23 protein-coding genes and 1 tRNA gene are annotated in these 24,602 nt (G+C 67.9%); 5 read left to right on the plus strand and 19 right to left on the minus strand.

Features of this window, described 5'->3' with window-relative positions:
• Window positions 1-48: 48 nt before the first annotated feature.
• The 3 genes from glyA to JWQ81_RS28790 form a co-directional block, all read right to left on the minus strand.
• A complete protein-coding gene (glyA, locus tag JWQ81_RS28780; RefSeq protein ID WP_297546435.1) occupies window positions 49-1,317 on the minus strand; it encodes a serine hydroxymethyltransferase in 1,269 nt (422 codons plus the stop codon).
• 127 nt (window positions 1,318-1,444) lie between these two features.
• Window positions 1,445-1,969 (minus strand): gamma carbonic anhydrase family protein, encoded by a 525-nt coding sequence (locus JWQ81_RS28785; protein WP_297546437.1) that lies wholly within the window; start codon window positions 1,967-1,969, stop codon window positions 1,445-1,447.
• Between the two features lie 37 nt (window positions 1,970-2,006).
• Entirely contained in the window at window positions 2,007-2,603 is a 597-nt protein-coding gene (locus JWQ81_RS28790) for a TetR family transcriptional regulator (protein ID WP_297546440.1), read from the minus strand.
• 118 nt (window positions 2,604-2,721) lie between these two features.
• Here JWQ81_RS28790 and JWQ81_RS28795 point away from each other — a divergent pair, with 118 nt between their 5' ends.
• Window positions 2,722-3,186 carry a GreA/GreB family elongation factor gene (locus tag JWQ81_RS28795; protein ID WP_297546442.1) on the plus strand — a complete coding sequence of 155 codons (465 nt, stop codon included), beginning with the start codon at window positions 2,722-2,724 and terminating at the stop codon, window positions 3,184-3,186.
• Here JWQ81_RS28795 and JWQ81_RS28800 read toward each other — a convergent pair.
• From JWQ81_RS28800 to JWQ81_RS28815, 4 genes are all read right to left on the minus strand, one after another.
• Window positions 3,183-3,476: a hypothetical protein gene (locus tag JWQ81_RS28800; RefSeq protein ID WP_297546444.1), complete on the minus strand. Its 294-nt coding sequence runs from the start codon at window positions 3,474-3,476 to the stop codon at window positions 3,183-3,185. The two genes, JWQ81_RS28795 and JWQ81_RS28800, sit on opposite strands and share 4 nt — an antisense overlap.
• A 12-nt stretch (window positions 3,477-3,488) precedes the next feature.
• Window positions 3,489-3,860, minus strand: coding sequence for a TetR-like C-terminal domain-containing protein (locus tag JWQ81_RS28805; RefSeq protein WP_297546445.1), 372 nt, complete (start codon window positions 3,858-3,860; stop codon window positions 3,489-3,491).
• Complete coding sequence (locus JWQ81_RS28810; RefSeq protein WP_297546447.1) at window positions 3,755-4,060, minus strand: helix-turn-helix domain-containing protein; 306 nt, start codon at window positions 4,058-4,060, stop codon at window positions 3,755-3,757. Before JWQ81_RS28810 ends, JWQ81_RS28805 begins: the two co-directional genes overlap by 106 nt.
• 75 nt (window positions 4,061-4,135) lie before the next feature.
• A complete protein-coding gene (locus JWQ81_RS28815) occupies window positions 4,136-4,864 on the minus strand; it encodes an AraC family transcriptional regulator (protein ID WP_297546449.1) in 729 nt (242 codons plus the stop codon).
• A gap of 85 nt (window positions 4,865-4,949) precedes the next feature.
• On the opposite strand from JWQ81_RS28815, the gene JWQ81_RS28820 reads away from it, so the two are divergent.
• Together JWQ81_RS28820 and JWQ81_RS28825 are read left to right on the plus strand one after the other, a co-directional pair.
• Window positions 4,950-5,789 carry an NAD(P)H-binding protein gene (locus JWQ81_RS28820; protein WP_297546451.1) on the plus strand — a complete coding sequence of 280 codons (840 nt, stop codon included), beginning with the start codon at window positions 4,950-4,952 and terminating at the stop codon, window positions 5,787-5,789.
• 91 nt (window positions 5,790-5,880) lie between these two features.
• Window positions 5,881-6,564 carry a hypothetical protein gene (locus JWQ81_RS28825; RefSeq protein WP_297546453.1) on the plus strand — a complete coding sequence of 228 codons (684 nt, stop codon included), beginning with the start codon at window positions 5,881-5,883 and terminating at the stop codon, window positions 6,562-6,564.
• A 489-nt stretch (window positions 6,565-7,053) separates the two neighbouring features.
• Here JWQ81_RS28825 and JWQ81_RS28830 read toward each other — a convergent pair whose 3' ends face one another.
• Both JWQ81_RS28830 and JWQ81_RS28835 read right to left on the minus strand, forming a co-directional pair.
• The gene (locus tag JWQ81_RS28830; protein ID WP_297546455.1) at window positions 7,054-7,368 is read right to left on the minus strand and encodes a hypothetical protein; all 315 of its coding nucleotides are present in this window, start codon (window positions 7,366-7,368) and stop codon (window positions 7,054-7,056) included.
• Window positions 7,369-7,989: 621 nt separating this feature from the next.
• A tRNA-Thr gene (locus JWQ81_RS28835) sits at window positions 7,990-8,063 on the minus strand.
• A gap of 151 nt (window positions 8,064-8,214) precedes the next feature.
• On the opposite strand from JWQ81_RS28835, the gene JWQ81_RS28840 reads away from it, so the two are divergent.
• Window positions 8,215-9,882, plus strand: coding sequence for a hypothetical protein (locus JWQ81_RS28840; RefSeq protein ID WP_297546457.1), 1,668 nt, complete (start codon window positions 8,215-8,217; stop codon window positions 9,880-9,882).
• Window positions 9,883-9,964: 82 nt separating this feature from the next.
• Here the strand turns inward: JWQ81_RS28840 and JWQ81_RS28845 are convergent, their stop codons facing one another.
• The 5 genes from JWQ81_RS28845 to topA all read right to left on the minus strand — a co-directional run bounded on the left by JWQ81_RS28845 (window position 9,965) and on the right by topA (window position 18,231).
• Window positions 9,965-11,179, minus strand: a complete 1,215-nt coding sequence (locus JWQ81_RS28845) for a DNA polymerase III subunit delta' (RefSeq protein ID WP_297546458.1) — start codon at window positions 11,177-11,179, stop codon at window positions 9,965-9,967.
• Window positions 11,179-13,257, minus strand: a complete 2,079-nt coding sequence (locus JWQ81_RS28850; RefSeq protein ID WP_297546460.1) for an MFS transporter — start codon at window positions 13,255-13,257, stop codon at window positions 11,179-11,181. Before JWQ81_RS28850 ends, JWQ81_RS28845 begins: the two co-directional genes overlap by 1 nt.
• A gap of 178 nt (window positions 13,258-13,435) precedes the next feature.
• A complete protein-coding gene (locus JWQ81_RS28855) occupies window positions 13,436-14,035 on the minus strand; it encodes a hypothetical protein (RefSeq protein WP_297546462.1) in 600 nt (199 codons plus the stop codon).
• Window positions 14,036-14,466: 431 nt separating this feature from the next.
• Window positions 14,467-15,264: an ESX secretion-associated protein EspG gene (locus JWQ81_RS28860; protein ID WP_297546463.1), complete on the minus strand. Its 798-nt coding sequence runs from the start codon at window positions 15,262-15,264 to the stop codon at window positions 14,467-14,469.
• Window positions 15,265-15,339: 75 nt separating this feature from the next.
• Window positions 15,340-18,231 carry a type I DNA topoisomerase gene (gene topA, locus JWQ81_RS28865; protein ID WP_297546465.1) on the minus strand — a complete coding sequence of 964 codons (2,892 nt, stop codon included), beginning with the start codon at window positions 18,229-18,231 and terminating at the stop codon, window positions 15,340-15,342.
• Window positions 18,232-18,504: 273 nt separating this feature from the next.
• On the opposite strand from topA, the gene JWQ81_RS28870 reads away from it, so the two are divergent.
• On the plus strand, window positions 18,505-19,344 hold the full coding sequence (locus JWQ81_RS28870) for a serine protease (RefSeq protein WP_297546467.1): 840 nt from the start codon (window positions 18,505-18,507) through the stop codon (window positions 19,342-19,344).
• Between the two features lie 42 nt (window positions 19,345-19,386).
• On the opposite strand, the gene JWQ81_RS28875 is transcribed toward JWQ81_RS28870, so the two are convergent.
• From JWQ81_RS28875 to JWQ81_RS28895, 5 genes are all read right to left on the minus strand, one after another.
• On the minus strand, window positions 19,387-19,968 hold the full coding sequence (locus JWQ81_RS28875) for a hypothetical protein (protein WP_297546469.1): 582 nt from the start codon (window positions 19,966-19,968) through the stop codon (window positions 19,387-19,389).
• Window positions 19,969-20,073: 105 nt separating this feature from the next.
• Window positions 20,074-20,664: a hypothetical protein gene (locus JWQ81_RS28880; RefSeq protein WP_297546470.1), complete on the minus strand. Its 591-nt coding sequence runs from the start codon at window positions 20,662-20,664 to the stop codon at window positions 20,074-20,076.
• 29 nt (window positions 20,665-20,693) lie between these two features.
• A complete protein-coding gene (locus JWQ81_RS28885; RefSeq protein WP_297546472.1) occupies window positions 20,694-21,305 on the minus strand; it encodes a hypothetical protein in 612 nt (203 codons plus the stop codon).
• Window positions 21,306-21,424: 119 nt separating this feature from the next.
• On the minus strand, window positions 21,425-22,021 hold the full coding sequence (locus JWQ81_RS28890; RefSeq protein ID WP_297546474.1) for a hypothetical protein: 597 nt from the start codon (window positions 22,019-22,021) through the stop codon (window positions 21,425-21,427).
• 159 nt (window positions 22,022-22,180) lie between these two features.
• Complete coding sequence (locus tag JWQ81_RS28895) at window positions 22,181-24,472, minus strand: sodium-translocating pyrophosphatase (RefSeq protein WP_297546476.1); 2,292 nt, start codon at window positions 24,470-24,472, stop codon at window positions 22,181-22,183.
• Window positions 24,473-24,602: the final 130 nt, after the last annotated feature.

Consider the following 24,602-nt stretch of genomic DNA (forward strand, 5'->3'; position numbering starts at 1 on the left):
CCGGTTCCAACCGGCCGCAACACTCACGAGCCACCCCCGCAGCCGGAGTTACGGACGATAGCCAGGCATCGGGAACCCGGTCAGGAGTTCCCGGATCTCGGCCGCGATCGTCTCGATGGCGGGCTCGTCGCCGGCAGCGGACGCCGTGACGCTCCGGTCGATCCACTCCGCGATCTGTGGCTGGTGCTCAGGCTTCAGGCCACGGGTCGTGATGGCCGACGTCCCGAGCCGGATGCCGGACGGGTCGAACGGCTTACGCGGGTCGAACGGCACGGTGTTGTAGTTGAGCTCGATCCCGGCCCGGTCCAGCGCCTGCGCGGCGGGCTTGCCCGCGACGTGCTTGTTCGTCAGGTCGACGAGCAGCAGGTGGTTGTCCGTGCCGCCGGAGACCAGGTCGAAGCCGCGCTCGGTGAGCGCCTCCGCCAGCGCCTTCGCGTTGGCGACGATCGCGTGCGCGTAGTCGCGGAACTCCGGCTTCGCCGCCTCACCCAGCGCCACCGCGATCGCCGCGGTCGTGTGGTTGTGCGGGCCGCCCTGCAAACCGGGGAACACCGCCTTGTCGATCGCCTTCGCGTGGTCGGCGTCGGTCATGATCATCGCGCCGCGCGGGCCCCGCAACGTCTTGTGCGTGGTCGTGGTGATGACCTGCGCGTGCCCCACCGGCGACGGGTGCGCCCCGCCGGCGACGAGCCCGGCGATGTGCGCGATGTCGGCTACGAGCACGGCGTCGACCTCGCGGGCGATCTCGGCGAACGCCGGGAAGTCGATGGTCCGCGGGATCGCGGTGCCACCGGCGAAGATCAGCTTCGGGCGGTGCTCCAGCGCGAGCTCACGTACCTGGTCGAGGTCGACCCGGCCGGTGTCCTTGCGGACGCCGTAGCGGACGGGCGTGAACCACTTGCCGGTGGCGGACACGCTCCAGCCGTGCGTCAGGTGCCCGCCGTCCGGCAGCGCCATGCCGAGGATGGTGTCACCGGGCTTGGCGAACGCGAGGTACACCGCGAGGTTCGCCGGGGACCCGGAGTACGGCTGGACGTTGGCGTGGTCGACGCCGAACACGGCTTTCGCGCGCTCGATCGCGAGGGTCTCGATCTGGTCGATGAGCTGCTGGCCCTCGTAGTACCGCTTGCCGGCGTAGCCCTCGGAGTACTTGTTGGTCAGCACCGTGCCGGTGGCTTCCAAAACGGCCTGCGACACGTAGTTCTCCGACGCGATGAGCCGGATCTTGTCGTGCTGGCGCTGGGCTTCGGCCTCGACGAGCCCGGCGATCTCCGGGTCCGCGCCGGTGAGGGCGGAGAGGGCTGGCTGATGCGTCATGGGCGTGCTCCTGCTCACGAGTGGCCATCACCCAGGCGCGCGGTGCGGACCTCGTCGTCGCTTCCCGGTGGTGCTCCACCTCGATGGCGCCAGTCGCTGCTGCGCCGTCGATGTTAGTGGACGCGCGTCACTCCGCGATCAACTCGACGCCGTCCGCGTGCCGACGCGCGAGCCGGCGGTACACCTCCGCGTTGTGGTCGACCCACAGCCGCGCCGTATCCGTGAGCGGCACGTGCTTCTTGGCGGGGCTGCCCATCGCGGTCATCTCCGGCGGCACGACCGAACCCGGCGTCACCGTCGCGCCGGCCGCGACGAGCGCACGGGCGCCGATCTGCGCCTTGTCGAGCACGATGGCCCCGTTGCCGATGAGGGCCTGCTCACCGATCGTGCAGTCGTGCACCAGGCACAGGTGCCCGACGGTGACGTTCTTGCCGATCTCGCACACGCCGTCGTTGACGTGGATCACGCTGTTGTCCTGGATGTTGGCGCCTTCGCCGATGACGATCCGGCCGAAGTCGGCGCGAATGACCACCCCGTACCAGATCGAGGCGTCCTTCTCGACGACGACGTCGCCGATCAGGGTCGCGGTGGGGGCGATCCAGGCGTCCGGGTGCACGGTCGGGCTGACGCCCTCGAACGAAAACATCGGCATGCCTGCACTCTAAGCGGGCGCTTGGCAGGTCGCCTCGCTACCCGTAGTTGGCGAAACAGAGAGCTTCCATGTCGGCCTGCAGCGCAATGAACGGCCGCGGCCGGACGCGCTGCTGGATGATCGAGCCGAGCAGGTACGAAACGAGCGCCCTGGCCCTGGCGCGCGGGTCGTCGACGTCGAGCGGCGCGAGCAGTTCGGTGAGCAGCTCGGTCATCGAGCTCAACATCGCGTCGATGGCCTGCGGATGCTGGGCGCGGCCCGCCGCGATCCAGTACTCGAACCACATGAACGCCGCGTTGGGCCGGTCGCCGAACGCGCTGAACGTGTCGAGGTAGGACTCGAGGACGGCGAACAGCTTGTCGCCATGGTCCTCGTGGCCGGCCGCGACGTCCCGGAGGTTGGCCACGAACGAGTTGACGTGGGCCGCCATGGCCCGATCGATGAGGACATCGATGTCGGCGAAGTAGTAATGAATAGCACTCTTTGTCAGCGGCCCGGCGTCGGCGATCGCCCGAACGGTGCAGCCCGCCAGACCGTCGCGGGCGAGCACGATTCGCGCCGCGTCGACGATTTGCTCCTGTTTTTGCAGCTGGTTGGGCGAAAGCTGCTCACTACGACCTGGTGCGACACCCACGGCGACAACACTCCTCGTTGACTGGGACGCTCACCCTACAGATTGGGCCGGTAGTCCCAAGTGCTGGGTCGTAAAAATCGAAGTAGCAGCGAGAGGCCGTACAGCGGACAATGCCGGAATGGTGACGACGTCGAAGAACGGGCTGGGACCTGAAGCCCGCCGTCAGCTCGAAGCAGAGCTGGCCAAACTCAAGCAACGCCGCGAGGAGGCCAACCCGCGCCCCGGCGAGTCCGGCCGCGGTGGCGACGCCGCCGACCAGGCAGACCTCCTGGAGCGGGCCGAGACGGCGTCCTGGCTGGATCGCCGCATCGCCGAGGTCGTGGCGATGCTCGAACACGGTGTGCCGTCCAACTCCTCCGTGCTACCGGACGGGACGACCGTCACGATCCGCTTCGCCGACGGCGACGAGGACACCCTGCACGTGGTCGCCGTCCCCGGTGACGACGCGGACAACTCGGTGCTGACGTCCGACAGCCCGCTCGGGCTCGCGCTGGTGGGCGCGAAGGCGGGCGACGAGATCAGCTACCGCACGCCTGGTGGCAAGACCACCGCGACCGTCGTAGCGCTCTCTCCGCCAAGTTAAGAGGCCGAGTCACGCCGGCCGAAGGCTCCTGGGCCGGCGTGGAAGAGCCCGATGAGGAGCAGTCCGAACGCGAGGGAAACGAAGAAGGGGACGGGATGGGTGGCGTCGTGCCCCCAGCGCAGCAACAGCGCCGCGAGCACGAGACCCACCCACCCGGAGACAAGGTTCGTCAGCGGGCCGTTGCCGAGCGCGTTGGGATACCGCTGTTTGGTGATCCCCCGCAGGAAATGCGGCAGCGCGTTGCCACCGACGACCCCGCCGAGGAAACCGAGCACGATTGCCTGCCACATAGCGGAAACTCCCTACGCCTGGTAGCCGAGAAGCGGCAGTAGCACCGCGTCGACCAGGTGCTGTGCGAAGGCGTCGTCAAGGGACTCACCGGTGACGAGCAACCGGGAAAACAACATCGCCGAGCTGATCTCGGCGATGAGCGCCGCGTCGGGGTTCGCCGGCCGCTCGCCGCGGTCCGCGGCCCTCGCGAGCACAGTCCCGAAGGCGCCGCGCTTGTCCTGGATCATGTGGCCGCGCACGGTGCCGGCGAGTTCGGCGTCGTCGCGCATGGCGATCATCAACCCGAGCAGGAGCGCCGCATCCTGCCCGGCCAGGGTCGCCCGCATCGTGGACAGGACTCCGAGCAGGTCGCCGCGCAGGCTCCCGGTGTCAGCCGGGTCCACCAGGGGCTCCCGGAGTGCCGCTTGACGGCCGTGACGACGAGTTCGGCCTTGCCCGGCCACCGGCGGTAGATGGTCGCCTTGCTGGCGTGGGCTCGGGCGGCGACGCCGTCCATGGTCATCTGGTCGTAGCCGACCTCGGCCAGCAGTTCGAGCACGGCGAGGAGGATGGCGTCTTCCCGCTGCTCGCCTCGTGTGACCACCGGCGCCCCCATTCTGAACGGTACGGTTTCGTACACTAGCGCCGCGAAGTCTGCCGCCGCAAGAGGCTTACGAAGTCAGCAGGCGACGGCGGCGGGCAGGCGTCCCGCGGCGTATGCACCGGGCGTGACGTGCATCATCGATCGGAACTCGGCGGTCATGTGCGACTGGTCGTAGTAACCGGCGTCCCCCGCCAGCTGCGCCAGCGTCCCGGTGCCGGAAAGCACGGTCCGCACCCTGGTGATGCGCGCGAACTGCTTCGGCGAGACGCCGACACTGGTCGTGAAGACATCGCGAAGGTGCCGCTCACTGACACCCAGACGCCGAGCCACATCCCGCACTCGCTCGGCCGGCTGTCCGACGCCGGCAGCGAGTCCGCTGACGGCGTGCCGCGTGAGGGCCGTATCACGCGGCTGATGTGCCGAAAGCCGTTGCAGCAGCGCGGTTTCCAGCCGCTGAACGACTTCGGCCGGGTCATTGTCCGCGAGTTCGGCGTCGAGTCGGCCACCACTGCGGCCCCACAACTCGCGGAGCGAAACAGGCCTATCGCTCAGGAGGTCCGCGTCCACGCCCAGTACCGGCCGCGCGCAGCCCGGCCGAACCCGGAACCGGACGCAGACCGGCAGGTCCTTGCCCTCGAAGTACGCGGCCTGAGTACGCGGGCCCAGCACCTGCACCTCGCCGTACCCACGCCACACGAGCGTCACCGCCGGCTCCGGCAGGTGCACCAGGATCCGACTCTGCTCAACGGCGTCGACACGGACGTCGCTGATCCAGGGGCGCAGGGCGGCCGGCACGGTGTACACCACTCCACAATAACCCGCTGGATAACCCGTCGGACGTGCCGTTTTTTCCTATCAGCCGGACGTTCCCGGTGGCAGTGTGCCAACCATGATCTTGGTGAGCGGTGCCACGGGCACCATCGGCAGCGAAGTGACCCGGCTGCTTTCCGGCCGCGCGGAAGCCGTGCGGGTGATGACACGAAACCCTTACACCGCAACGTTTCCCGACGGAATCGAGATTGTGCGCGGCGACTTCGACGAGTCGGATTCGCTGCGTGCGTCAGCGGAAGGCGTCACGACCGTCTTCCTTCTCACCGCACCCGGCGACTGGGTTCCGAGGCACGACAAGGCAATGCTCGACGCGGCGGTCGCGGCGGGAGTGACCAAAGTGGTCAAGCTGTCGGCGATCGGGGCGGACACGACCAAAGGCAGTTGGCACCTACCCGGCGAAGAAGCACTACAGGCCGGCGGTTTGGCGTGGACGATCCTGCGGCCGGCCGGGTTCATGTCGAACGCACTGGGCTGGGCGCAGGCGATCCGGGCGGGGCAACCGGTCGCGAACCGGACCGGCACTGGGGCGCAGAGCCCGATCGACCCTCGCGATGTCGCGGAAGTCGCCGTCAAAGCGCTGCTCTCAGCCGAGCACGACGGCCGGATCTACACGCTGACCGGCCCGGAGTGCCTCAGCGTGCCGGACCAGGTCGCCCAACTCGCTGACGCACTCGGACACGCCGTCGAGACCATCGATATCGACATCGAAGAAGCCCGGCACCAGATGCTCGACGCCGGCATCCATCCGTCCGTGGTCGCCGTCGCCGTCGCCGGACAGGAGTACGTCCGAGCCGGTCACGCAGCCGTTCTCACCGGCGATGCCGAACGCGTCCTGAACCGTCCACCGCGCACGTTCCGTGACTGGGCCCACGACCATTTCGCCGCGTTCCGGAGTTGAAACCCTTACTCAGCAACAGGTCCAGCTGATTCCGTTCAGTAGCACAAGGCGCGGTTGCGGCTACTTGGACGGCTGCCCCTATCCTTTGCTCATGGATGGTGCGAGCTGGGCTGCATGGGCGGCCGCGGCCGTCGCCTCCGGTGCTGCCGTGGTGGCGGTGATCCACGCGAGGTCGTCGGCACGTCAAGCCACGGCGGCCGAACAGCAGGTGTCCATCATGCGAAGTCAGTACGCAACCGAGCGCCGCGACCGCGCCGAAGACCTCCGACGCACCGAAGAATCCCTTGCCGTCGAACGAAAAGAACGCCGCGCGGAGGATTCCCGGAACGCCGCGACCATGCTGATGGAACCGGTGGCACGCCTCGACGAGATCGTGAAGTGGCTGCCCCGGTACGGCGGCGGCACGTTCGTCGACGCGTCGGGCAACGTGTCCGAGGTCGGCAAGGCGCGCGTCCGCGAATGCCAGGAGGCGCTGAGTTTCGCGCACCGCAGCATGAACACGACCCTGCTCGGCGTGAAGGACAGGGAACTGACGTCGAGATACCGCAAGCTCGTCCTGCTCGCGGACCAGGCACTGAACGCCCCGCTCGAACCCGCCGCGTCCAGCCGCGCCACGACGGACGTGACGAACTACCTGCGCTACGTCAGGCTGTCTCTGCGGCGGTTCATCGACGGCGAACCCCTGCCGCCCGAGGAGAAGCCGCCCCAGCTCACCCGCAAGGGCCGGTCGGCCTGGTCGCCGACCCACACCCCGATGGCCGAACTGGACGTCTAGCCGCTCACTCGTTCCACGTCCGACTCCCGCCCGAGCATCCGGAACACCTCGGCGTCCTCCCGCGCGAAACAGCCCGCGCACGTTCGCGGACCTCGGTGCTCGGTCCACAATCCTGGTCTCTCCCACGTCAGGACGAAGCGGATGCCGGTGCGGGACCACTTGCTGAACCGGATTCCGGTTCGGGACCACCCGGTGAACCGGTCAGCCTCCGTCCCTGCCCAAGTTCGGCCGCGACAATGAACGAGGCATGGCGAGTTTTGCCATCCAAGACCAGGTCTCCAATGGTTACTATGTGAAGCAACCCACTAGATGAACCGGGATACGAACCTCGACCCCTGATCGTGGCCGCTAATTTATACAATTGCCGACTATACAAGCCCGCAATTCGCCGCCGCCGATGCAGCGCAACCAGAACCATCGTGACTATCGACAACAAGATGATCACCGAGGCAGCGCTGCCGAATACCCAAATCATCGGATCAAGAGCCGTCACATTTCCCACCTCTTCGCTTTCGATCTCTCGTTACCTGGCCCGGACCTCCTGATGATGGACAGCGCAACCGCATACTCCTCAGCCAGTCTGCGCAGACCAGTCAAGATGAATCCACCCCAAACCAAGAGCAACAGCACAAGCGCGGCCGCAAGATAAACAATCAGCGGCGAGGTCTTGACCTCGCCTTTCACAGTAGACGCAATAAGCGCGGCCAACACTGTCACGGCAGCCGTGGCTGCACCCTTTGCGAGCGCAAGAAGACGCTCGCGCTCCCAGCCGAATAGCTTCTCGACGGCACCTTCAGGGTTCACGGAACCGATCGTATCCAGGATCGCTCCGAGCGAAACAGAAGGAATCAGAAGCGAACGAAGACGAGCGAGTAGCCGATCGAGCTTATGTTGCGAAGGTACTCCCATTCGCATCCGCCTCGTTCCGACAACAGTTGTGACGTCACCGGAGCGTCGACGTCTGCGCGCAGAACGCTACAAGGCGAGAGAGCCCCGCGAAGCCGGACAGCAGATCGATGCAGAACCGTCGTCGGCCGGTTACCTCGAACATCTCAGTATTCGAAATAGCCAGTCCCGAACTGGCCCATAAAACGGATAGGAGACATAGTTTGTCAATTGCTTGCGACTCGCCCCGGCAAATTCCGCAAGTTCGCGGGCTACCCAGCTTGTCAGCCGTGGCACGAGTCCGGGGTGCTCGCCGGGCGTCGACCTCCGCGAGTAGCTCCTCGGCTGCCTTGGCCGCGTCCGGCCCGGCGGGCACGCCTGGTCGACGTGCTACCACTTCTCCGCCGCCAGCCGACACCCGCGTAGACCTTCACCCGAAGGGACCCACTTGGACGCGGGACGACCCCGGATTGGCTACACGCGTAGCTACGAAAAAAGGTCAGGGCCCATCCGCGACGTGCGGATGGGCCCTGACCTGGGAGCCGCCTAGGGGAATCGAACCCCTGACCTATTCATTACGAGTGAATCGCTCTAGCCGTCTGAGCTAAGGCGGCGTGAGCAGGGCGCTACCGGGGTAGCTCCGTTTGCTCGGCTCCAAGTGTAGGGCATGCCCTCCGCGTCACCTTCCCGGCCCACCGTCGTTAGGCTGCTATGACGTCGGTCTCAGTGGTTGACCGGCACTTTCTTCCTTGGAGGACTCGGCACATGCGCGGAAGCCTGTCCCGCACCATGGCCGTCCCGGTGACGGCGGCCATTCTGCTGCTGTCGGCTGGGCCGGCTCTGGCTCAGACGACGATCCCGACCACGCCGATCCCCCAGCCTGCCAACCCGGGGCAGGCGCCGATCTCCTCGCCGTCGCAGCCTCAGCCGCTCGGGCACGCCGTGGGCGACGCCGGTTCCGCGCTCGGTGTCGTGCGGCTGCTGCCGCAGGCGGTGCCGACCAGCGCGATCCTGCCGGGCGTCAGCGACACGATTCCCAAGCAGTCGGTGCTGGAGGCCGGCATGGGGCTGTCGAGCGCCCAGGCCAACTCCGAGGCGTACCTGGCGTACGAGAAGTCGATCGCGCAGTCCTCGCCGTTCGGCCTGTCGATCGCGGGCAACGCGCCGCAGACGCCCGGCAGCCTGGTGCAGACGGCGTTGCCGGACAACCCGCAGCCGATCACCGGCGGCCTCAACTTCCCGTCGAACCCGCTGCTGAACGTCGGCCTGCTCAACGGCAGCGCCCACGCGCGCTGGAGCGAAACGCTCGGCCCCTGCGTCGGCACGATCGCGGACTCCAGCACCTCCGTGGCGAGCCTTTCGCTGCTGAACGTGATCCCGTCGCTCGGCAGCCTCCCGCTGAACGGCCTCAACCTGCCCACCGGCACCTCGCTGGAGAAGGGCATGAGCCCGACGGACCCGCTGAGCGCACTCGGCGGGCTGCTCTCCGGTGGTGGACAGGCCAACGCCAACGGCATGGGGTCGCTGGTCAGCCTGCCGAACACGCTGTCCTCCCGCTCGGTCGTCAAGCTCGTCGACATCCCCGGCTCGAAGAACAAGGCCGTCGAGTCCACCTCGACGCTGCAGGCCGCCGGCATCAACATCCTCAAGGACACCCCGCTCGGCCTGACGATCAACGTCGCCAGCCAGCCGACGCTGAAGGTCACCTCCACCGGCGACAAGGCGACGTCGAAGGTCGAGTACACCGCGCCGGTGCTGCAGATCATGCGCGGCAGCGACATCCTCTACACCCTCGATGCCAGTAATCCGACCAAGGACATCCCGATCGGCCTGCCGCTGCAGGGCCTGCTCGGCGCGCTCGGCAAGGGCGGCGACGCGCTCAAGAACGTGCCGGTCGTCGGCGGCCTGGCCGAACTCGCGAGCGGCGCTTTGGCTCCGGTCACGGACGCGGCCAAGGGCTTCGTGCTGGACCTCGGTGTGCTGCGGCTGAGCATCGCCGGGCTCGACCAGAACGCGACGGCGATGACCACGCCGTTCAAGGGTTACCAACTCGGCGCGTCGGCCCGTCTGTTCGATCTGCAGCTCCTGCCGACCGTGGGTCTCAAGAACATCCTGCCTGCCGAGGTCGCTAAGAACCTGCCGTCGTCGCTGGCGCAGATCTCGCTCGGCGAGCAGATCGCCCGTGCGTACGCCCCAGCCGGCGGTGTCCAGTGCGGCACCACCGCGGTCACCCCGCCGGTGAACGCGCCGCCCCCGGGCGCGCCGAAGAACCTGGCGTACACCAGCGGCGCCTACGACGCCGTGCCGATGTTCTGGACCGGCACCGGCCTGCTGCTGGTGGGTGTGGTCCTCGTCGCCGCGATGCCGGGACGTCGTCGCAAGACGGCGAAGGCCGCGGCTCCCTTGAAGCCATCTCCCCGCCCCCGGAACTAGCGCCCCCGGCGGTCTCCTCAGGGCCACCCTTGTGGCGTTAGAAGCCACAAGGGTGGCCCTGAGGGGTCTCTGGGCGTGCGGCTCAGCCTTGGCGGAGCGTGGTCACCATGGCTTCGACAGCGATCCTGGGCTTGACGTTGACGTCGATGGACTGACGGCACGCGAGGACGGCCTCAAGCCGGCGCAGCGTCGAATCCGCGGTCCATTCGGTTGCGGCCTGCGCGCTCTCCGCCGCGTGGTCGGGATGGGTCAGCGAGGCACCGGAACGGCTCGCGGTGACCAGCACGTCCCGATAGAAGCCGGCCAGGTCGATCAGGGCGAGGTCGAGCGTGTCGCGCTGGGTTCGGGTCGCGCGTGACTTCTGACGCTTCTCCAGCGCCTTCACCGCGGCTTCCGCGGACCGTTTGGCACCGGCGACGCCCTTGCCGACGCCGTCGCCGCCCATCGCTGTCCGCAGCTCGCTGCGCTCGTCCTCGTCGCGTGACTTGCTTTCCGTGCTGGCATCGGCTTCGGAGTTGCTGATCAGCTGATCGGCACAGGTGAAGACGTCCGAAGCGCGCCGGAGCCCGAGCGGGATCCTCAACACCGTTTCGCGGCGCTGCCGTGCGCCCTCGTCGGTCGCCAGGCGCCGAGCGCGGCCGATGTGCCCGCCGCAGACCGACGCGGCCCAGTGGGCCAGATCAGGAGCGACGCCGTCCCGGTCGGCGAGGACACGGGCGATGGCCTCCGCGGGCGGGGTCCTCAGGGTGACCAGCCGGCAGCGCGACCGGATCGTCACGGACACGTCCTCCGGATGGTCCGAAGGCGCGCACAGCATGAAAACCGTGCGCTCCGGCGGCTCCTCGACAGCCTTGAGCAGCGCGTTGGACGCGCCCTCGGTCAGCCTGTCGGCGTCCTCGATGATCACGACCTGCCAGTGCCCGCTGGTCGGGCGGCGCGCGGCGGCCTGCACCAGCGCGCGCATCTCGGCCACCGAGATCGACAATCCTTCCGGGACAACAAGTTTGACGTCGGCGTGCGTACCCGCCATCACCGTGTGGCACCCGGGGCAGCCCCCGCAGCCAGTGCCGGTGCTGCACTGCAGCGCCGCGGCGAACGTCCGCGCGGCCACCGAACGACCCGAACCCGGCGGGCCGGTGAGCAGCCACGCGTGGGTCATCGCACCGGCGGCGACGGGCTTCCCCTCCACGATGCTCCCCGCCGCGGCCGCGGCCGCCTGCAGGATCGCGAGGGCGGGCTCCTGGCCCACCAGTTGAGTCCAGACTCCGATCGGCGGGGCCTGGGTCGCCTGGGTCACTATGCCTCCAGAGTCGCTTCGACGGGCACGAGACCACGCCGCCTACCGACGAGCACCGCGCGCAACGCGGTCTGCACCCGATCGCCGATCTCTTCCTCGCTGCCGTCGGCGTCGACCACGACGTAGCGGTCCGGGTCCGCCGCGGCCATCTCGGCGAGCAGGTGCTGCACCCGCCACTGGTCGTGCGAATCAGCGCTCTTCTCGGGACGCGGGGACCCGGGATCGGAGTCGAGTAGGACGGTGATGTCCGGGCGCAGCCGCCCGGTGGCCCAGTCCGCGAGCCCCTCGAACTCGTCCGCGTCCAGTCCGGCGACCGCCGACAGGTGAGCGAGCGGCGAGTCGACAAAGCGTTCCATCACCACGACAGACCCGGCATCGAGCGCCGGCTGTACGTCGCGCTCGACGATGTCCGCCCGCACCGCGGCGGCGACCAGCGCTTGCGCTCTGGCGCCGGTCAACGACGCGCCGACCAACAGCGACTGCAGCCGTTTCTCGTCGAGCGCGGGATCCGCGGCGAGGACGACCGGCCTCGGCCCGGTCTGGAGCCACTCCGCGAGACGGGCCGCCTGGCTCGCCGTGTTGATCGCCGTGGTGCCCTCGACCGCGATGAGCAGCCCGTTCACCCGGCGCGGACGGCGGCTGATCGCGTTGCGCAGGTCGGACAGGATCGGCTCGGTCCGGCGCGAGTCCATCTGCCGGTAGGCGAGCAGGCCGACGAGCAGCGCGAGCACCCCGCCGCCGAGCATGACCGGACGGGTGCCGTCGATGGTCAGCGCGTTGCCCCAGACGCTGACGGTCCGCTTCTGCACCAGGCCGATCAACAGCGGCACGACCGCCAGCGAACCGCCGAGGATCACCTTGAGCAGGGACTGGTAGATCGCGTTGATCCGGCCGCGGATCGAATCCTCGACCTGCGAACCGATGATCGTGACCCCGGTCAGGAACGCCACCCCGGCACTGGCGCCGACGACGGCGACCGCGATGAGCGACACGGCGAGATGGGGCGACAGCGCGACGATGATCAGAGCCAACCCGGCGAGCACGATCGCGACACCGAACAGGCGGTCGTGCGGCAGGCGGCGGGCGAGCCTCGGCGCGCCGATCATGCCCGAGGCCAGCCCGAGGAAGACGGCGACGAGCAACAGGCCGAACGCCGAGTCACCGGCAAGCAGGCTCGACGAATACGGCTTGGCCGAACCGATGACCGCGCCACCTGCGGCGAACGCGCCCGCCATCCCGATCAGCAGCCCCCGGATGAGCGGCGTACTTCGGATGTACTTCGCCGCGTCGCGCGTCATCGCGACGAAACCGGTGGCGTCGACGTCGGCGCGCTTCGGCGTGTCCTTCTTCTTCTCGTTCGGTTTCTCGATCGCGTGCACTTCGCGGTGCGACAGCTCGGGAATCCGGGTCGCGATCAGCAGCGCGCTGGTCAGATACAGCAGGCCGTTGATGATGACGATGATCTTCGCGAGCTGCAGCGGGTCGAACGGGGACCCCGCGGACAGGCGCAACGTCGAGTCGATGCCGGTGATGAGCGAATACCCGCCGGCCCCGGTGATCACCGCGAGGCCGTAGGTCATCACCAGGCCGAGCTGGTTGGCCGTCTCCACCTGGTCCGGGCGGCGCAGCAGGTTCGGGACCGCGGCGTCCTTGGACGGGATCCACATCGTCGACGCGACACCGACCAGGAAGTTTCCGACGAACAACCACAGCGGGGTGCCGACGAACGCGATCGACAGCAGGAAGCCGCACCGCAGCAGGTCGCAGACGACCATCACCTTGCGCCGGTCGAAACGGTCGGCCAGCAGGCCACCGAGCGGCGCGAACAGCAACCCGGGCAGCAGGTTGGTCAGCACCACGGCACTGAACGCGAAGTTCTGGGCGGTGTAGTTCTGGGTCAGCTTGGTGACCAGGCCGGTCACGCCGAGCAGTGCCAGCCAGTCCGCCGTGCTGCACAGGTAGGTGACGCCCCAGAGCCGGCGGAACGGCTTGATCGCCAGCACCCGACGGGCCCGGTAGATCGTGGACGTCTCGGAACGCGACGGCTTCTTGCTGTCGGCATCAGGGACCGACTGCACGTCCTCGCTGATACGCCCACCTCACTAGGTTCACCGCGGCGCCGGAGGAACCCCGCCCAGTGCGCACGCGAGTCCCCCGACCGTGCGCCCAGCGTATCCCCAGAGAACTCGCGGCCGTCCCACCGGCCCGTTCGTCCGCGGTTCGGCGTTCGACCCGGTGCTCGAGCGGGTGTTCAGCTCAGTGGAACAGCCCTGCGATCCCGCCGAAGAGACTGATGAGCATCTCGATCGCCACCACGGCGAAAACGAGCATGAGCACCACCGCGAGGATCACGCCGATGGAGGACTGCGACGGCCTGCGGCCGCGGACCGTGCCCGGCATCCGCCGGGGCATCACTTCTTCCTCGGCCTCATGAACGTCTTCTACATCCTCGTACTCCGCCTCGGCCGGCGGCGCGAAGCGCGGCTTCGACCGACGCAGCAGCTGAGGCGGCCTGCTCGGCCAGTTCCGCTGCTGCGGCAGCATGCCGAGCGGCTGCTCGCTCGTAGTCAGGCTGCCCGACGCGCTCAGCGGCGCGACGGGCTGGATGGGCACGGCAGGCCGGAAGTCACGACCGTCCTCGAGCAGCGCGGCGTTCACCATCTTCCGCACCGCATCGGCGTCCGGCTGGACCGGACCGGCGATGTGGGCATGATCGAAGCCCTGGTTCGTCCCGTACAACGGCCGTGGCTCCGCGGCCGCGATCAGGCCGGACATCGGGTCCGAGAACGAATCCCGCGACTGCGGAGCGAACGTTCCGTCACCGTCGAAAAAAGGAGTCTCACCGGTCGCGCCCATCGTGACCACCTCACTACGGATTGGATTCGCCTTCTCCAGGGTAGTGGCGGAACGAAAATGCGCATCCACCCATCGGGCACACGTGCCTGTCATCACAGTTTCTTAACGGTGACTCAGCGTTGGCGGTGTGCGGGCCGAGATGACCGGGTGGGTCGGTGGTGACAACGCTGTGGATGAAGCCTGCTGCACCGCCTACCTGCGTTAACCGGGCTGCCGGTGAGGGTCTTGAGGACTATGACATCCGGCTCCGGCAACGCGACCGACGCCTCGCGATCGGTGCCCAGGGGCGCCGGGGAAAGCTTGGGCGGCTTCACGCTGGCGGGTGACGTCAGCGGGGGTTCGTGAGTGTTCCGGCCGCTTACTGTGCCCTGCGGGACACCCGCACCCGGGCGTGCGGGAACACTCACGAGACGTGTGGCTCGGCAGGCGGGTCAGGCGTGGTTTTTTACCGCTCGGACGATCCATTGCTCGGCGGTGCGGCGGGTGGCGGGGCCCCAGCCGATCATCCACCGGCCGTCTTCGTCGAGGGAGGCGCTGAACTGGTAGCGGCCGAGGTCGTTGTCCACCAGCCCGAACGCGCCGTGCGGGTACTCAGTGAGGATCGAGTCGCGGACGGTCAGGTCGACCAGGACGGTGCCCAGGCGCGGGCGCGCGGCGAGTTCGCGGATGGTGGCCAGGTCGGCGGCGGAGGATTCCGGGATGAGGCCGGACTCGTCGGCGTGGATCTCCAAGAACTCGCCGGGGCCGGGTTTGCGCTCCGGCAGCCCGTCGAACACCCAGCCGGGCAGCGAGCTGAGGAAACCGGACCGCAGCCGTGCCTGGGTATCGAGCGTGTTGAGGACGGTCGTGTACTCCTCGTCGCCGAAGAACCGGACCTCCCACGGCTTCGGCCGGGTGGGGAACACACCGGTGACCGCGCCGCGGATGAACCCGCCGCGCAGCGCCCGGTAGAGCCCGACAGCCTCCGGGGTGACAGCGCCCTCGGACACCAGGCCGATGGCCGCCATACCGCTGACGAACTTGACGTACTGCTCGGCCTCGTCGGCGACGGACAGTCCGACGGACCCTCCCTCGGACTCACCGCCCCCGGCAGGCTCGTTCTCCAGTACCGCCGGCAGCTTGAACTCGGGATCGAAGAACTCCATTACCGAAGGGCGATCGCGCACCACTGCCGTGATGGGCGCGATCACCTCGTCGATGACATCGAAGACGGCTGCTGAGTTGCTCACGTACCTATTGAACACCCTGGGACCGACATTTTCTCGAACACCCGTTCGATCGGGTTACCCCGTGTCGCGGTATCGTTACTTGGCCTTGCTCGCGGTAACCTTGCCGACCCCGGTCTTCGCCGGGGTCTTCTTGGCCGCTGTCGCCTTGGCGGCCGTGGTCTTGGCGGTCACGGTCTTGGTGGTCGTCTTGGCCGGGGCCTTGCGCCTGGCGGGCGCCTTCTTCGGCGCCGGCCCCTTGGCCCGCTTCTCCGCGATCAGTTCGGCGGCGCGTTCGGTCGTCAGCTCTTCGATGCTGTCGTCCTTGCGCAAGGTCGCGTTGAACTCGCCATCGGTGACGTACGCGCCGAAGCGGCCGTCCTTGACCACCATCGGCTTGCCCGACACCGGGTCCGGACCGAGCTCCTTGAGCGGCGGCTTCGCCGAGGCCTGACGGCCACGCTGCTTCGGCTCCGAGTAGATCTTCAGCGACTCTTCGAGGGTGATCTCGAACAGCTGGTCCTCGGTCGTCAGCGAACGCGAATCGGTGCCCTTCTTCAGGTACGGCCCGTAGCGGCCGTTCTGCGCGGTGATCTCGTCACCGGACTCCGGGTCCTTGCCGACCACGCGCGGCAGCGAAAGCAGCTTCAGCGCGTCGTCCAGGTTCATCGTCTCGATCGCCATGGACTTGAACAGCGAACCCGTGCGCGGCTTCGGCTGCTTGGCCTTCGCGGCCTTCTTCTGCGCGGCCGTCGCGTTCTCCGGCAGCGGCTCGCCCTCGGGCAGCAGCTCGGTGACGTACGGCCCGAAGCGGCCTTCCTTGGCGACGATCTCGTGCCCGCTGACCGGGTCCGTGCCCAGGACACGACCCTCCTGCGGCGTCGCGAACAGCTTCTCGGCGAGCTCGAGGCTCAGCTCGTCCGGCGGCAGGTCCTCGGGCAGGTTGGCACGCTGCGAAGCCCCGTCGACCTCACGCTCGAGGTACGGCCCGTAACGCCCGACCCGCACGACCACCTTGTGGCCTTCGGAGTCGTTGAACAGCGGCAGCGAGTTGATCTCGCGGGCGTCGATGTCCTCGACACTGCCCTCGACGAGCTTCTTCAGGCCGCCGAGCCGGCCGATCGAGCCGTCTACGCCCATCTCGCCGCCGAAGTAGAACTTCCCCAGCCAAGCCGTGCGCTGCTCGTCGCCGTTGGCGATCCGGTCCAGCTCGTCTTCCATCCCGGCGGTGAACCCGTAGTCCACCAGCCGCTCGAAATGCCGTTCGAGCAGGCCGATCACGGAGAACGCGACCCAGGACGGGACCAGCGCGGAGCCCTTCTTCCACACGTAGCCGCGGTCCTGGATGGTGTTGATGATCGAGGCGTACGTCGACGGGCGGCCGATGCCCAGCTCTTCGAGCTTGCTGACCAGGCTCGGCTCGGTGTAGCGCGCCGGCGGGGACGTGGTGTGGCCGTCCGGGCTCAGCTCGGTCGCGGTCAGGTCCTGGCCCTTGACCAGCACCGGGAGGCGGCTCTGCTTGTCATCCGCCTCGCCGCCGGCCTCGGTGTCCACGGCCTCGACGTACGCCTTGAGGAACCCGGCGAAGGTGATCGTGCGGCCGGACGAAGCGAACGTGCACTCCTCGCCGCTGGTGGCGCTGCCGGTGATGCGCACCGACATCGTGGTGCCCTTGGCGTCGTTCATCTGGGACGCGATCGTGCGCTGCCAGATCATCTCGTAGAGGCGGAAGTCGTCGGTGGACAGCTCCGAGGCCACCTGGCCCGGCGTGCGGAAGACCTCGCCGGCGGGCCGGATCGCCTCATGGGCTTCCTGCGCGTTCTTGACCTTCCGGGTGTACTGCCTCGGCTTCTCGGAGACGTACTCCTTGCCGTACAGCTGCGTCGCCTGGCTGCGTGCCGCCGAGATCGCCGTATCCGACAGGGTCGTCGAGTCGGTACGCATATAGGTGATGTAACCGTTTTCGTAGAGCTTCTGCGCGATCCGCATCGTGCGCTCGGAGGTGAACCGCATCTTGCGGCCCGCTTCCTGCTGCAGGGTCGAGGTCATGAACGGCGCGTACGGCTTACGGGTGTACGGCTTCTCCTCGACGCTGGTGACCTTGAAGTCACGCTGGTTGAGACCCTGGACCAGGCGGTTCGCGTCGGCCTCGGCGAGGATGCGGACCTCGGCGGACGCGGCCTTGAGCTGCCCGTCCGGCCCGAAGTCGCGGCCACTGGCCAGCCGGGCGCCGTCGACGGTGACCAGCCGGGCGGGGAATGTCGGCGGAGCGGCCTCGGAACCGGCATCCATCGTCGCTGAGATGTCCCAGTACGAGGCGGAGGTGAAGCGCATGCGCTCCCGCTCCCGCTCGACGACGATGCGTGTCGCGACCGACTGGACCCGGCCTGCCGACAGCTTCGGCATGACCTTCTTCCACAGGACCGGCGAGACCTCGTAGCCGTACAGCCGGTCGAGGATGCGCCTGGTCTCCTGGGCGTCGACCAGGTCGACGTCGAGCTCGCGGGTGTCCGCGGCGGCGGCCAGGATGGCCTGCTCGGTGACCTCGTGGAAGACCATCCGGCGGACCGGGATCTTCGGCTTGAGCGTCTCCAGCAGATGCCACGCGATGGCTTCGCCCTCGCGGTCGGGGTCCGTCGCGAGGTAGAGCTCGTCGACGTCCTTCATCAGCGCTTTCAGCTCCGCGACCTTGGACTTCTTGTCCGGGGTCACGATGTAGAGCGCCTTGAAGCCGTTGTCGACGTCCACGCCGAGCCTGGCCCAGGCCTCGCCCTTGTACTGCGCCGGCACGTCGGCCGCGCCGCGCGGGAGGTCGCGGATATGCCCCACCGATGACTCGACGACATAGTTACTGCCGAGATAGGGCGCGATCTTACGGGCCTTGGTGGGCGACTCGACGATCACCAGACGCCGGATGTTGGCCCCGTTTGATCCGGTGTCGCTCTTCTTCGTCCGTGCCGATCCAGCCACGCTGTCCCGCTCTCCGCTCATTCCTTCGCCGCCTCGCGGCACCTCTTCGACCAGTCAGTGTGCACTCCGAGAGCGGCAGACCGACGCATAGGTGGCGCAACACGCCCTATCCCGTGTGTGAAGCGCATCGCCGCTGACCTCGAAGATGTTTCCTTTCCAGAGCTAGCACGTGATGTCCGACACGTACCAGCCAGGGGGTGGAGGGTAGTCGAGCGCTTACCCTCCGTTCGACGGTGGTGGGGGTCACAGGTGACCGGTTGACTGTTCGGACCTTCATCTCGAAAGGACCCCACCATGACGAGACGCCTGCTCGGCACCCTCTTCGCCGGTCTGACGGTGACGCTGGCCCTCGGGACCGCACCGACCGCCTTCGCGGCGACTGCGGCACCCACAGTAACCAGCTTCGCCGGCACAGTAGCCCTTTCCGACTGCTCCGGGTCGGTGGTGAAGCTCGCGGGCGGCGCCGACACCGACCCCGCGCTCGTCCTGTCCAACGGCCACTGCCTCGAGTCGGGCTTCCCCGCCGCGGGCCAGGTCATCGTGAACAAGCCGTCGACCCGCACGTTCAGCCTTCTCTCCCCGAACGGCAAGTCGTCGCTGGGCACGCTGAGGGCGAACAAAATCGCTTACGCCACGATGACCAACACCGACGTCTCGCTCTATCAGCTGACCACGACCTACGCGAAGATCAAGCAGACCTACGGGATCTCGCCACTGGAGATCTCGCCGGACCACCCGGCTGCCGGGCACCACATCGACGTCGTGTCCGGGTACTGGAGGAAGGTGTACTCGTGCTCGATCGACGGGTTCGTCTACCAGCTACACGAGGGTGACTGGACCTGGAAGGACTCGATCCGCTACACGCCGGAGTGCCAGACCATCGGGGGCACGTCCGGCTCGCCGATCGTGGACACCGCCAGCGGCAAGCTCGTCGGCATCAACAACACCGGCAACGAGGACGGCGCGAGCTGCACCCTCAACAACCCGTGTGAGGTCGCGCAGGACGGCACCGTGACCGTGCACCAGGGAACGAACTACGGCGAAGAGACCTATCTCTTCTACGGCTGCCTCAAGCCCGGCAACGTAGTCGACCTGACCAACCCGGCGTGCGCACTGCCCAAGCCCGCCGCCTGACCGGCTCGGGGGACCTTTCGGCGCGCCGGAAGGTTCCCCGGGTCAGGGCACCTCGGCGAGCTGGCCGCAGGTCGGGGCCAGCCTGCTCGCGGCGCTCAGCTCGGGCACGGAGTCGAGGCCGGACAGGAACTTGATCTTCGAGATGCGGTCGAGCTGAGCGCCGGCGCCGGCCAGCGCCTGCTTGATCTTGGCGGGATCCGACGACGGCTCGTCGACCTGCTTCTTGGCTGCCGCCGCGCTGTCGCGGATGCCGGTGAACTCCGCGACGGCGTCGCTACGCACCTTGTCCCCGCCGGCCAGCGGGGACGGGCCCAGCCCACGGAGGCCGGCGAGGGTGTTGTCCAGCCCGCTGATCACCGCGGCGAGCAGCGCACCCGACGTCCGGGTGGCGCGCTGCGGGGTACTCGGATCGATCGCCGGCATCGTCGACAGCGATCTGACCAGCTCGGAGACCGAGCCGCAGTAGCCTTCGACCCAGCTCACGGCCTGGTTTTCCGGCGCGACGCCAGCGGCTTCCGGCTGCTGGCCGCCCGTGGGCACCGCGCTGGGCTGTCCACAGCCGGCCAGGGTCAGTGACAGGCAGAGCCCGGTCACTGTCGCGGCTAGAACGGTCGCCGGCCGCACACGCGTACACCTCCCGAAAAAATGTCACCTTCGTTACTCACTGACGGTACGCATCCTGTTGCAATTTGCAAGTCGCCTAGCGGAGGCGGGATTCCGGCCCGGAGCTCAGCCGGCGAGCTGCTTGCAGTTCGCGGCCTGCCCGGCGGCGGAGGCCAGCTCAGGGGACGCCGGCAGGTCGTTCGTGGAGCTGCCCAGCGCGTTCACCCCGGCGAGGACGGCGTCCATGTTCTTGCCGCCCTCGAGCAACGTCTGCTGGGTGGCGGCCGGCGCCACGTCAAGCTTCCGACGTGCGTCCGCGATGCGGTCCCGGACCGGCGCCAGCGAATCCACCAGGTCCTTTTTGGCCGTTTCACCGGCCGGGATCGGGGAGGGCGCGAGCTTGGTCAAGTTCGTGTACGCGGAGTTCACAAAGTTCGCGAGCTGCGCGAAGTTGTCGTCGAGGACCTTCTTCGTCGCGGGCAGATCGCCGGCTGTCACCGGCGGGTCGCTCAGCGCCGGCGGCTTGGTGAGCCCGGTCACCGCACCGCAGAAACCGTTCATCCAGGCCACCGCGTCGGCTCCGACCGGCACGGGTTTCGCCGCGGAGGAGGTCGACGGCGAAGACGGCGGCGCGGCGGCCGCGGGCTTGCTGTCGCCACAGCCGGCGAGAACGACCACCAGGCCGATTCCCGCGGCGGCGGTGATACCGCGCTTCAAGAACACTCCCCGAACATACGTGACGTCGATCAGGCGGGCAGTTTCTTGCAGTTCGGCGCCGCCTTGTAGGCCGCTTCCAGTTCGGGTGACGTGGTGAGCGAGTTCATCGGCGCGGACATGCTGTCCATGCTGGTGCCGAGCCCCTCCATCGCCTTCACCGCGTCCAGCAGCGCCTGCGGGTCGTTGCTCGAGGAAGCGAGCTTCGCGTTGGCGTCCTTCATCGTTTGAAGGGCGGGGGTGAAGGCCGTCACCAAGGCCTTCTTCGCCGTGTCCCCGTCGGGGGTCGGCGCGGGCGGCAGGCTGTTCAGCGTGTCGACGGCGTTCTGGAAGGCGCCCACGGCCTTGGTCAGGTAGTTGATGAGAGCCTTCTTGGTGCTCGCGACGTCGGTACCGGACATGGTCGGCACCGCCGTGCTCAGTGAGACGAGCGGGACGAACGCGCCACAGAACTGGTCCATCCACCCTTCCGCGGACGACGTCGAGCCACTCGAGCCGCTCGAAGACGGAGCTCCCGCCGACGAAACCGGCGCACCGGCGGCACCAGGGGCGGGCGAGGCCGTACCGGCCACCTTGTCGCCGCATCCAGCCAAAAGCAGCGCCACACCGACGCCCGCCGCGACGAGACTGAGACCGCGTTTCATGGTGACTCCCCAAAGTGCACTGTCCGAAAGAAGAGAAGCCGAACAATACTCGGCTACTGCCAGAACCGGGCCCGTTACGCGAAATACGCGACAGGCCCGATTCCGGCCGTACAGATGGGTCAGGCCGGCGGCAGTTTCTTGCAGTTGGGCGCGGTCGTGACCGACGGCGCCAGCTCGGGCGCGGCCTTGACCTCGGCCAGCGGGTCGGAAAGCTTGTCCAGCGCTGAGCCGATGTTCTGGAAGTCGGTCCCGGCGGTCTGCAGCGACGCTGCGCTGGCCGGAGTTGCATCGAGCTTGGCGATGGTCGACTTGAGCCCGGCGTCGGCCGGGGTCAACGCCGCAAGCAGGTCGGTCTTGGCCTTGTCACCAGCTGCGACGGGTGCCGCGGGCAGCTTGCCGAGCTTGTCGATCGAGTCGGCGAAGGCGGCCTCGAACTTCGTGTAGTAGGCGTCGATCTCCTTCTTCGCACCTTCGAAGTCACCCGGGTTGGCGGCCGAGGGCTGGGGAGTCTGCTGCAGGGCCGCGATCCCGACGAGCGAACCGCAATACTGGTCCACCCAACCGGCGGCACCGGACGGCTCCGACGCCGCGGCCGAGGTGGCCGGAGCGGCCGGCGAACCCGACGGAGCGGCCGGAGTGGTCTTGCTGCCGCCACAGCCGGTCAAGACGACTGCCAGGCCGAGTCCCGCCGCGATGAAGCTGAGGCTGCGCCTCATAGTGACTCCTATTTTCTGCTTCCCAAAGAAACCCCAGTGTGAAAAAAGCGTCAAGCGAGACGAAGGGTACTTCAGCGCGAAAACGACCTCGGGCCCACCACGCGAATGCGCGACGGGCCCGAGGCCTTGCTAGTCAGACGTTGTTTGTTGAGCCGTTGCCTAGACGCTGGCGACTTCCGAAGGAGTGTCCGTCAGGACCGTGCCTCGCCGCTTCGAGATCACGACGGCCGCGACGATGATCGCGAGCGCCACGAGCGAGATGATGATCCGGATCGGAGCCGAAGCGTCGGCACCGATCGAGAACTGCACGACGGCCGGGGCGATCAGCACCGAGACCAGGTTCATCACCTTGATCAGCGGGTTGATCGACGGGCCCGCGGTGTCCTTGAACGGGTCACCGACGGTGTCACCGATGATGGTGGCCTCGTGCGCCGACGAGCCCTTGCCACCGTGGTTGCCGTCCTCGACGATCTTCTTCGCGTTGTCCCACGCACCACCGGAGTTGGCGAGGAAGACCGCCATCAGGGTGCCGGTCGCGATGGCGCCTGCCAGGTAGCCGGCGAGCGCGCCGGTGCCCAGGCCGAAACCGACGGCGATCGGGGCGAACACCGCGAGCAGACCGGGGGTGGTCAGCTCCCGGAGGGAGTCACGCGTGACGATGTCGACAACCTTGCCGTACTCCGGCCGCGTGGTGCCTTCCATGATGCCCGGGATGTCCCGGAACTGACGGCGAACCTCGCGGACGACGGCGCCCGCTGCCCGGGACACGGCGTTGACCGCGAGACCGGAGAACATGAACACCACGGCCGCGCCGACGATGACGCCGACCAGGGTGTTCGGGCTGACGACGGTGTTGACGAACGACTTGACGCCGTCCACGGTCGAGCCGACGCCGGCCACGGCCTTGCTGATCGCGTCCGAGTAGGAGCCGAACAGCGCCGTCGCGGCGAGCACGGCGGTCGCGATCGCGATGCCCTTGGTGATGGCCTTGGTGGTGTTGCCCACCGCGTCCAGCTCGGTCAGGATCTGCGCGGCGGCCTCGTCGACGTCACCGGACATCTCGGCGATGCCCTGCGCGTTGTCGGAGACCGGGCCGAACGTGTCCATCGCGACGATGACGCCGACGGTGGTCAGCAGGCCGGTACCGGCCATGGCCACCGCGAACAGCGCCACGCCGCCACCGAGCAGGTACGCGCCGAACACGGCCGCGGCGATGACCAGCGCGGTGTACACAGCGGACTCGAAACCGACCGAGATACCGGCCAGGATGACTGTCGCGCCACCGGTTTCCGAGGTCGCGGCGACATCCTTGACCGGCTTGTTCTCGGTGCCGGTGTAGTAACCGGTGAGCTTCAGGATGAGGCCGGCCAGCACGATGCCGATGATCACCGAGATCGTCGCGATGAGCGCCGGGTTGCCGCTCTGCGACTGCTCGGCGGTGCCGAGGTCGGCGAAGCCGTCGAACGACTTCGGCAGGTACACGAACGCGGCGATCGTGGAGAGCACCGCGGAGATGACCGCCGAGATGTAGAACGATCGGTTGATCGTGACCAGGCCGCTTTCGCCGACCTTCGCCTTGGTGATGTAGACCCCGATCACCGCGGTGATCACGCCGATGGCCGGCACGATCAGCGGGAAGATCAGGCCGTGCACACCGAAGGCCGTGCTGCCCAGGATCAGGGCCGCGACGAGCATGACGGCGTAGGACTCGAAGAGGTCCGCCGCCATCCCTGCGCAGTCACCGACGTTGTCGCCGACGTTGTCGGCGATGGTCGCGGCGTTGCGCGGGTCGTCCTCGGGAATGCCCTGCTCGACCTTGCCGACCAGGTCGGCGCCGACGTCGGCGGCCTTGGTGAAGATACCGCCGCCGACACGCATGAACATCGCGATCAGGGCGGCACCGAAGCCGAAGCCTTCCAGCACCTTCGGGGCGTGTCCCGTGTAGACCAGGACGACGATCGCGGCACCGAACAGGCCGAGGCCGACGGTGAACATGCCGACCGCGCCACCGGTGCGGAACGCGATCCGCATGGCCGTTTCCCGGCCGCCGGGCTGGGTGGACGCGGCCGCGACCCGAAGGTTCGCCCGCGTGGCCAGCCACATGCCGGTGTAGCCGATCAGGAAGGAGAACCCGGCGCCGACCAGGAAGAACAGGGAGCGCCCGATGCGCTCACTCCAGTCGTCGGCGGGTAGGGCGAACAGCAACACGAACACGATTCCGCCGAATACGACGAGGGTGTTGCGCTGCCGGATGAGGTAGGCAGCCGCACCTTCCTGCACTGCTTTGGCGATGTCCTGCATCTTGGACGTGCCCTGGCCCGCGGCCAGCACTTCCTTGAGCAGGACATAGCCAACAACCAGTGCGGCAAGGGCGACCACGGCGATCACACCCACGATGGTGTAATCACCTCCGGAGAGCTCGAGGCCCTCCGCGAGGAACTGCCGGGACATTCGTCCTCCAGGAGACGTCGCCTTTAGCCACGCGCAAGCAGGCCGAGGATCCGGCTCGCCGACGCTGGCATGGGATCTACACCACAGGTGGTGTGTGTTTGCCGGAGTGTATTGGTACTGCTCCGGAGGC

This window comes from Amycolatopsis sp. (genome assembly GCF_025464955.1).
GTDB lineage: Bacteria > Actinomycetota > Actinomycetes > Mycobacteriales > Pseudonocardiaceae > Amycolatopsis.

Bases quoted from the DNA above. Each gene is read 5' to 3' on its own strand.
- JWQ81_RS28870 (WP_297546467.1), top strand. From the start codon at position 18,505: ATGACGAGACGCCTGCTCGGCACCCTCTTCGCCGGTCTGACGGTGACG.
- JWQ81_RS28890 (WP_297546474.1), bottom strand. From the start codon at position 22,021: ATGAGGCGCAGCCTCAGCTTCATCGCGGCGGGACTCGGCCTGGCAGTC.
- JWQ81_RS28885 (WP_297546472.1), bottom strand. From the start codon at position 21,305: ATGAAACGCGGTCTCAGTCTCGTCGCGGCGGGCGTCGGTGTGGCGCTG.
- JWQ81_RS28820 (WP_297546451.1), top strand. From the start codon at position 4,950: ATGATCTTGGTGAGCGGTGCCACGGGCACCATCGGCAGCGAAGTGACC.
- JWQ81_RS28800 (WP_297546444.1), bottom strand. From the start codon at position 3,476: ATGTGGCAGGCAATCGTGCTCGGTTTCCTCGGCGGGGTCGTCGGTGGC.
- JWQ81_RS28895 (WP_297546476.1), bottom strand. From the start codon at position 24,472: ATGTCCCGGCAGTTCCTCGCGGAGGGCCTCGAGCTCTCCGGAGGTGAT.
- JWQ81_RS28785 (WP_297546437.1), bottom strand. From the start codon at position 1,969: ATGCCGATGTTTTCGTTCGAGGGCGTCAGCCCGACCGTGCACCCGGAC.
- JWQ81_RS28825 (WP_297546453.1), top strand. From the start codon at position 5,881: ATGGATGGTGCGAGCTGGGCTGCATGGGCGGCCGCGGCCGTCGCCTCC.
- topA (WP_297546465.1), bottom strand. From the start codon at position 18,231: ATGAGCGGAGAGCGGGACAGCGTGGCTGGATCGGCACGGACGAAGAAG.
- JWQ81_RS28855 (WP_297546462.1), bottom strand. From the start codon at position 14,035: ATGGGCGCGACCGGTGAGACTCCTTTTTTCGACGGTGACGGAACGTTC.
- glyA (WP_297546435.1), bottom strand. From the start codon at position 1,317: ATGACGCATCAGCCAGCCCTCTCCGCCCTCACCGGCGCGGACCCGGAG.
- JWQ81_RS28840 (WP_297546457.1), top strand. From the start codon at position 8,215: ATGCGCGGAAGCCTGTCCCGCACCATGGCCGTCCCGGTGACGGCGGCC.
- JWQ81_RS28795 (WP_297546442.1), top strand. From the start codon at position 2,722: ATGGTGACGACGTCGAAGAACGGGCTGGGACCTGAAGCCCGCCGTCAG.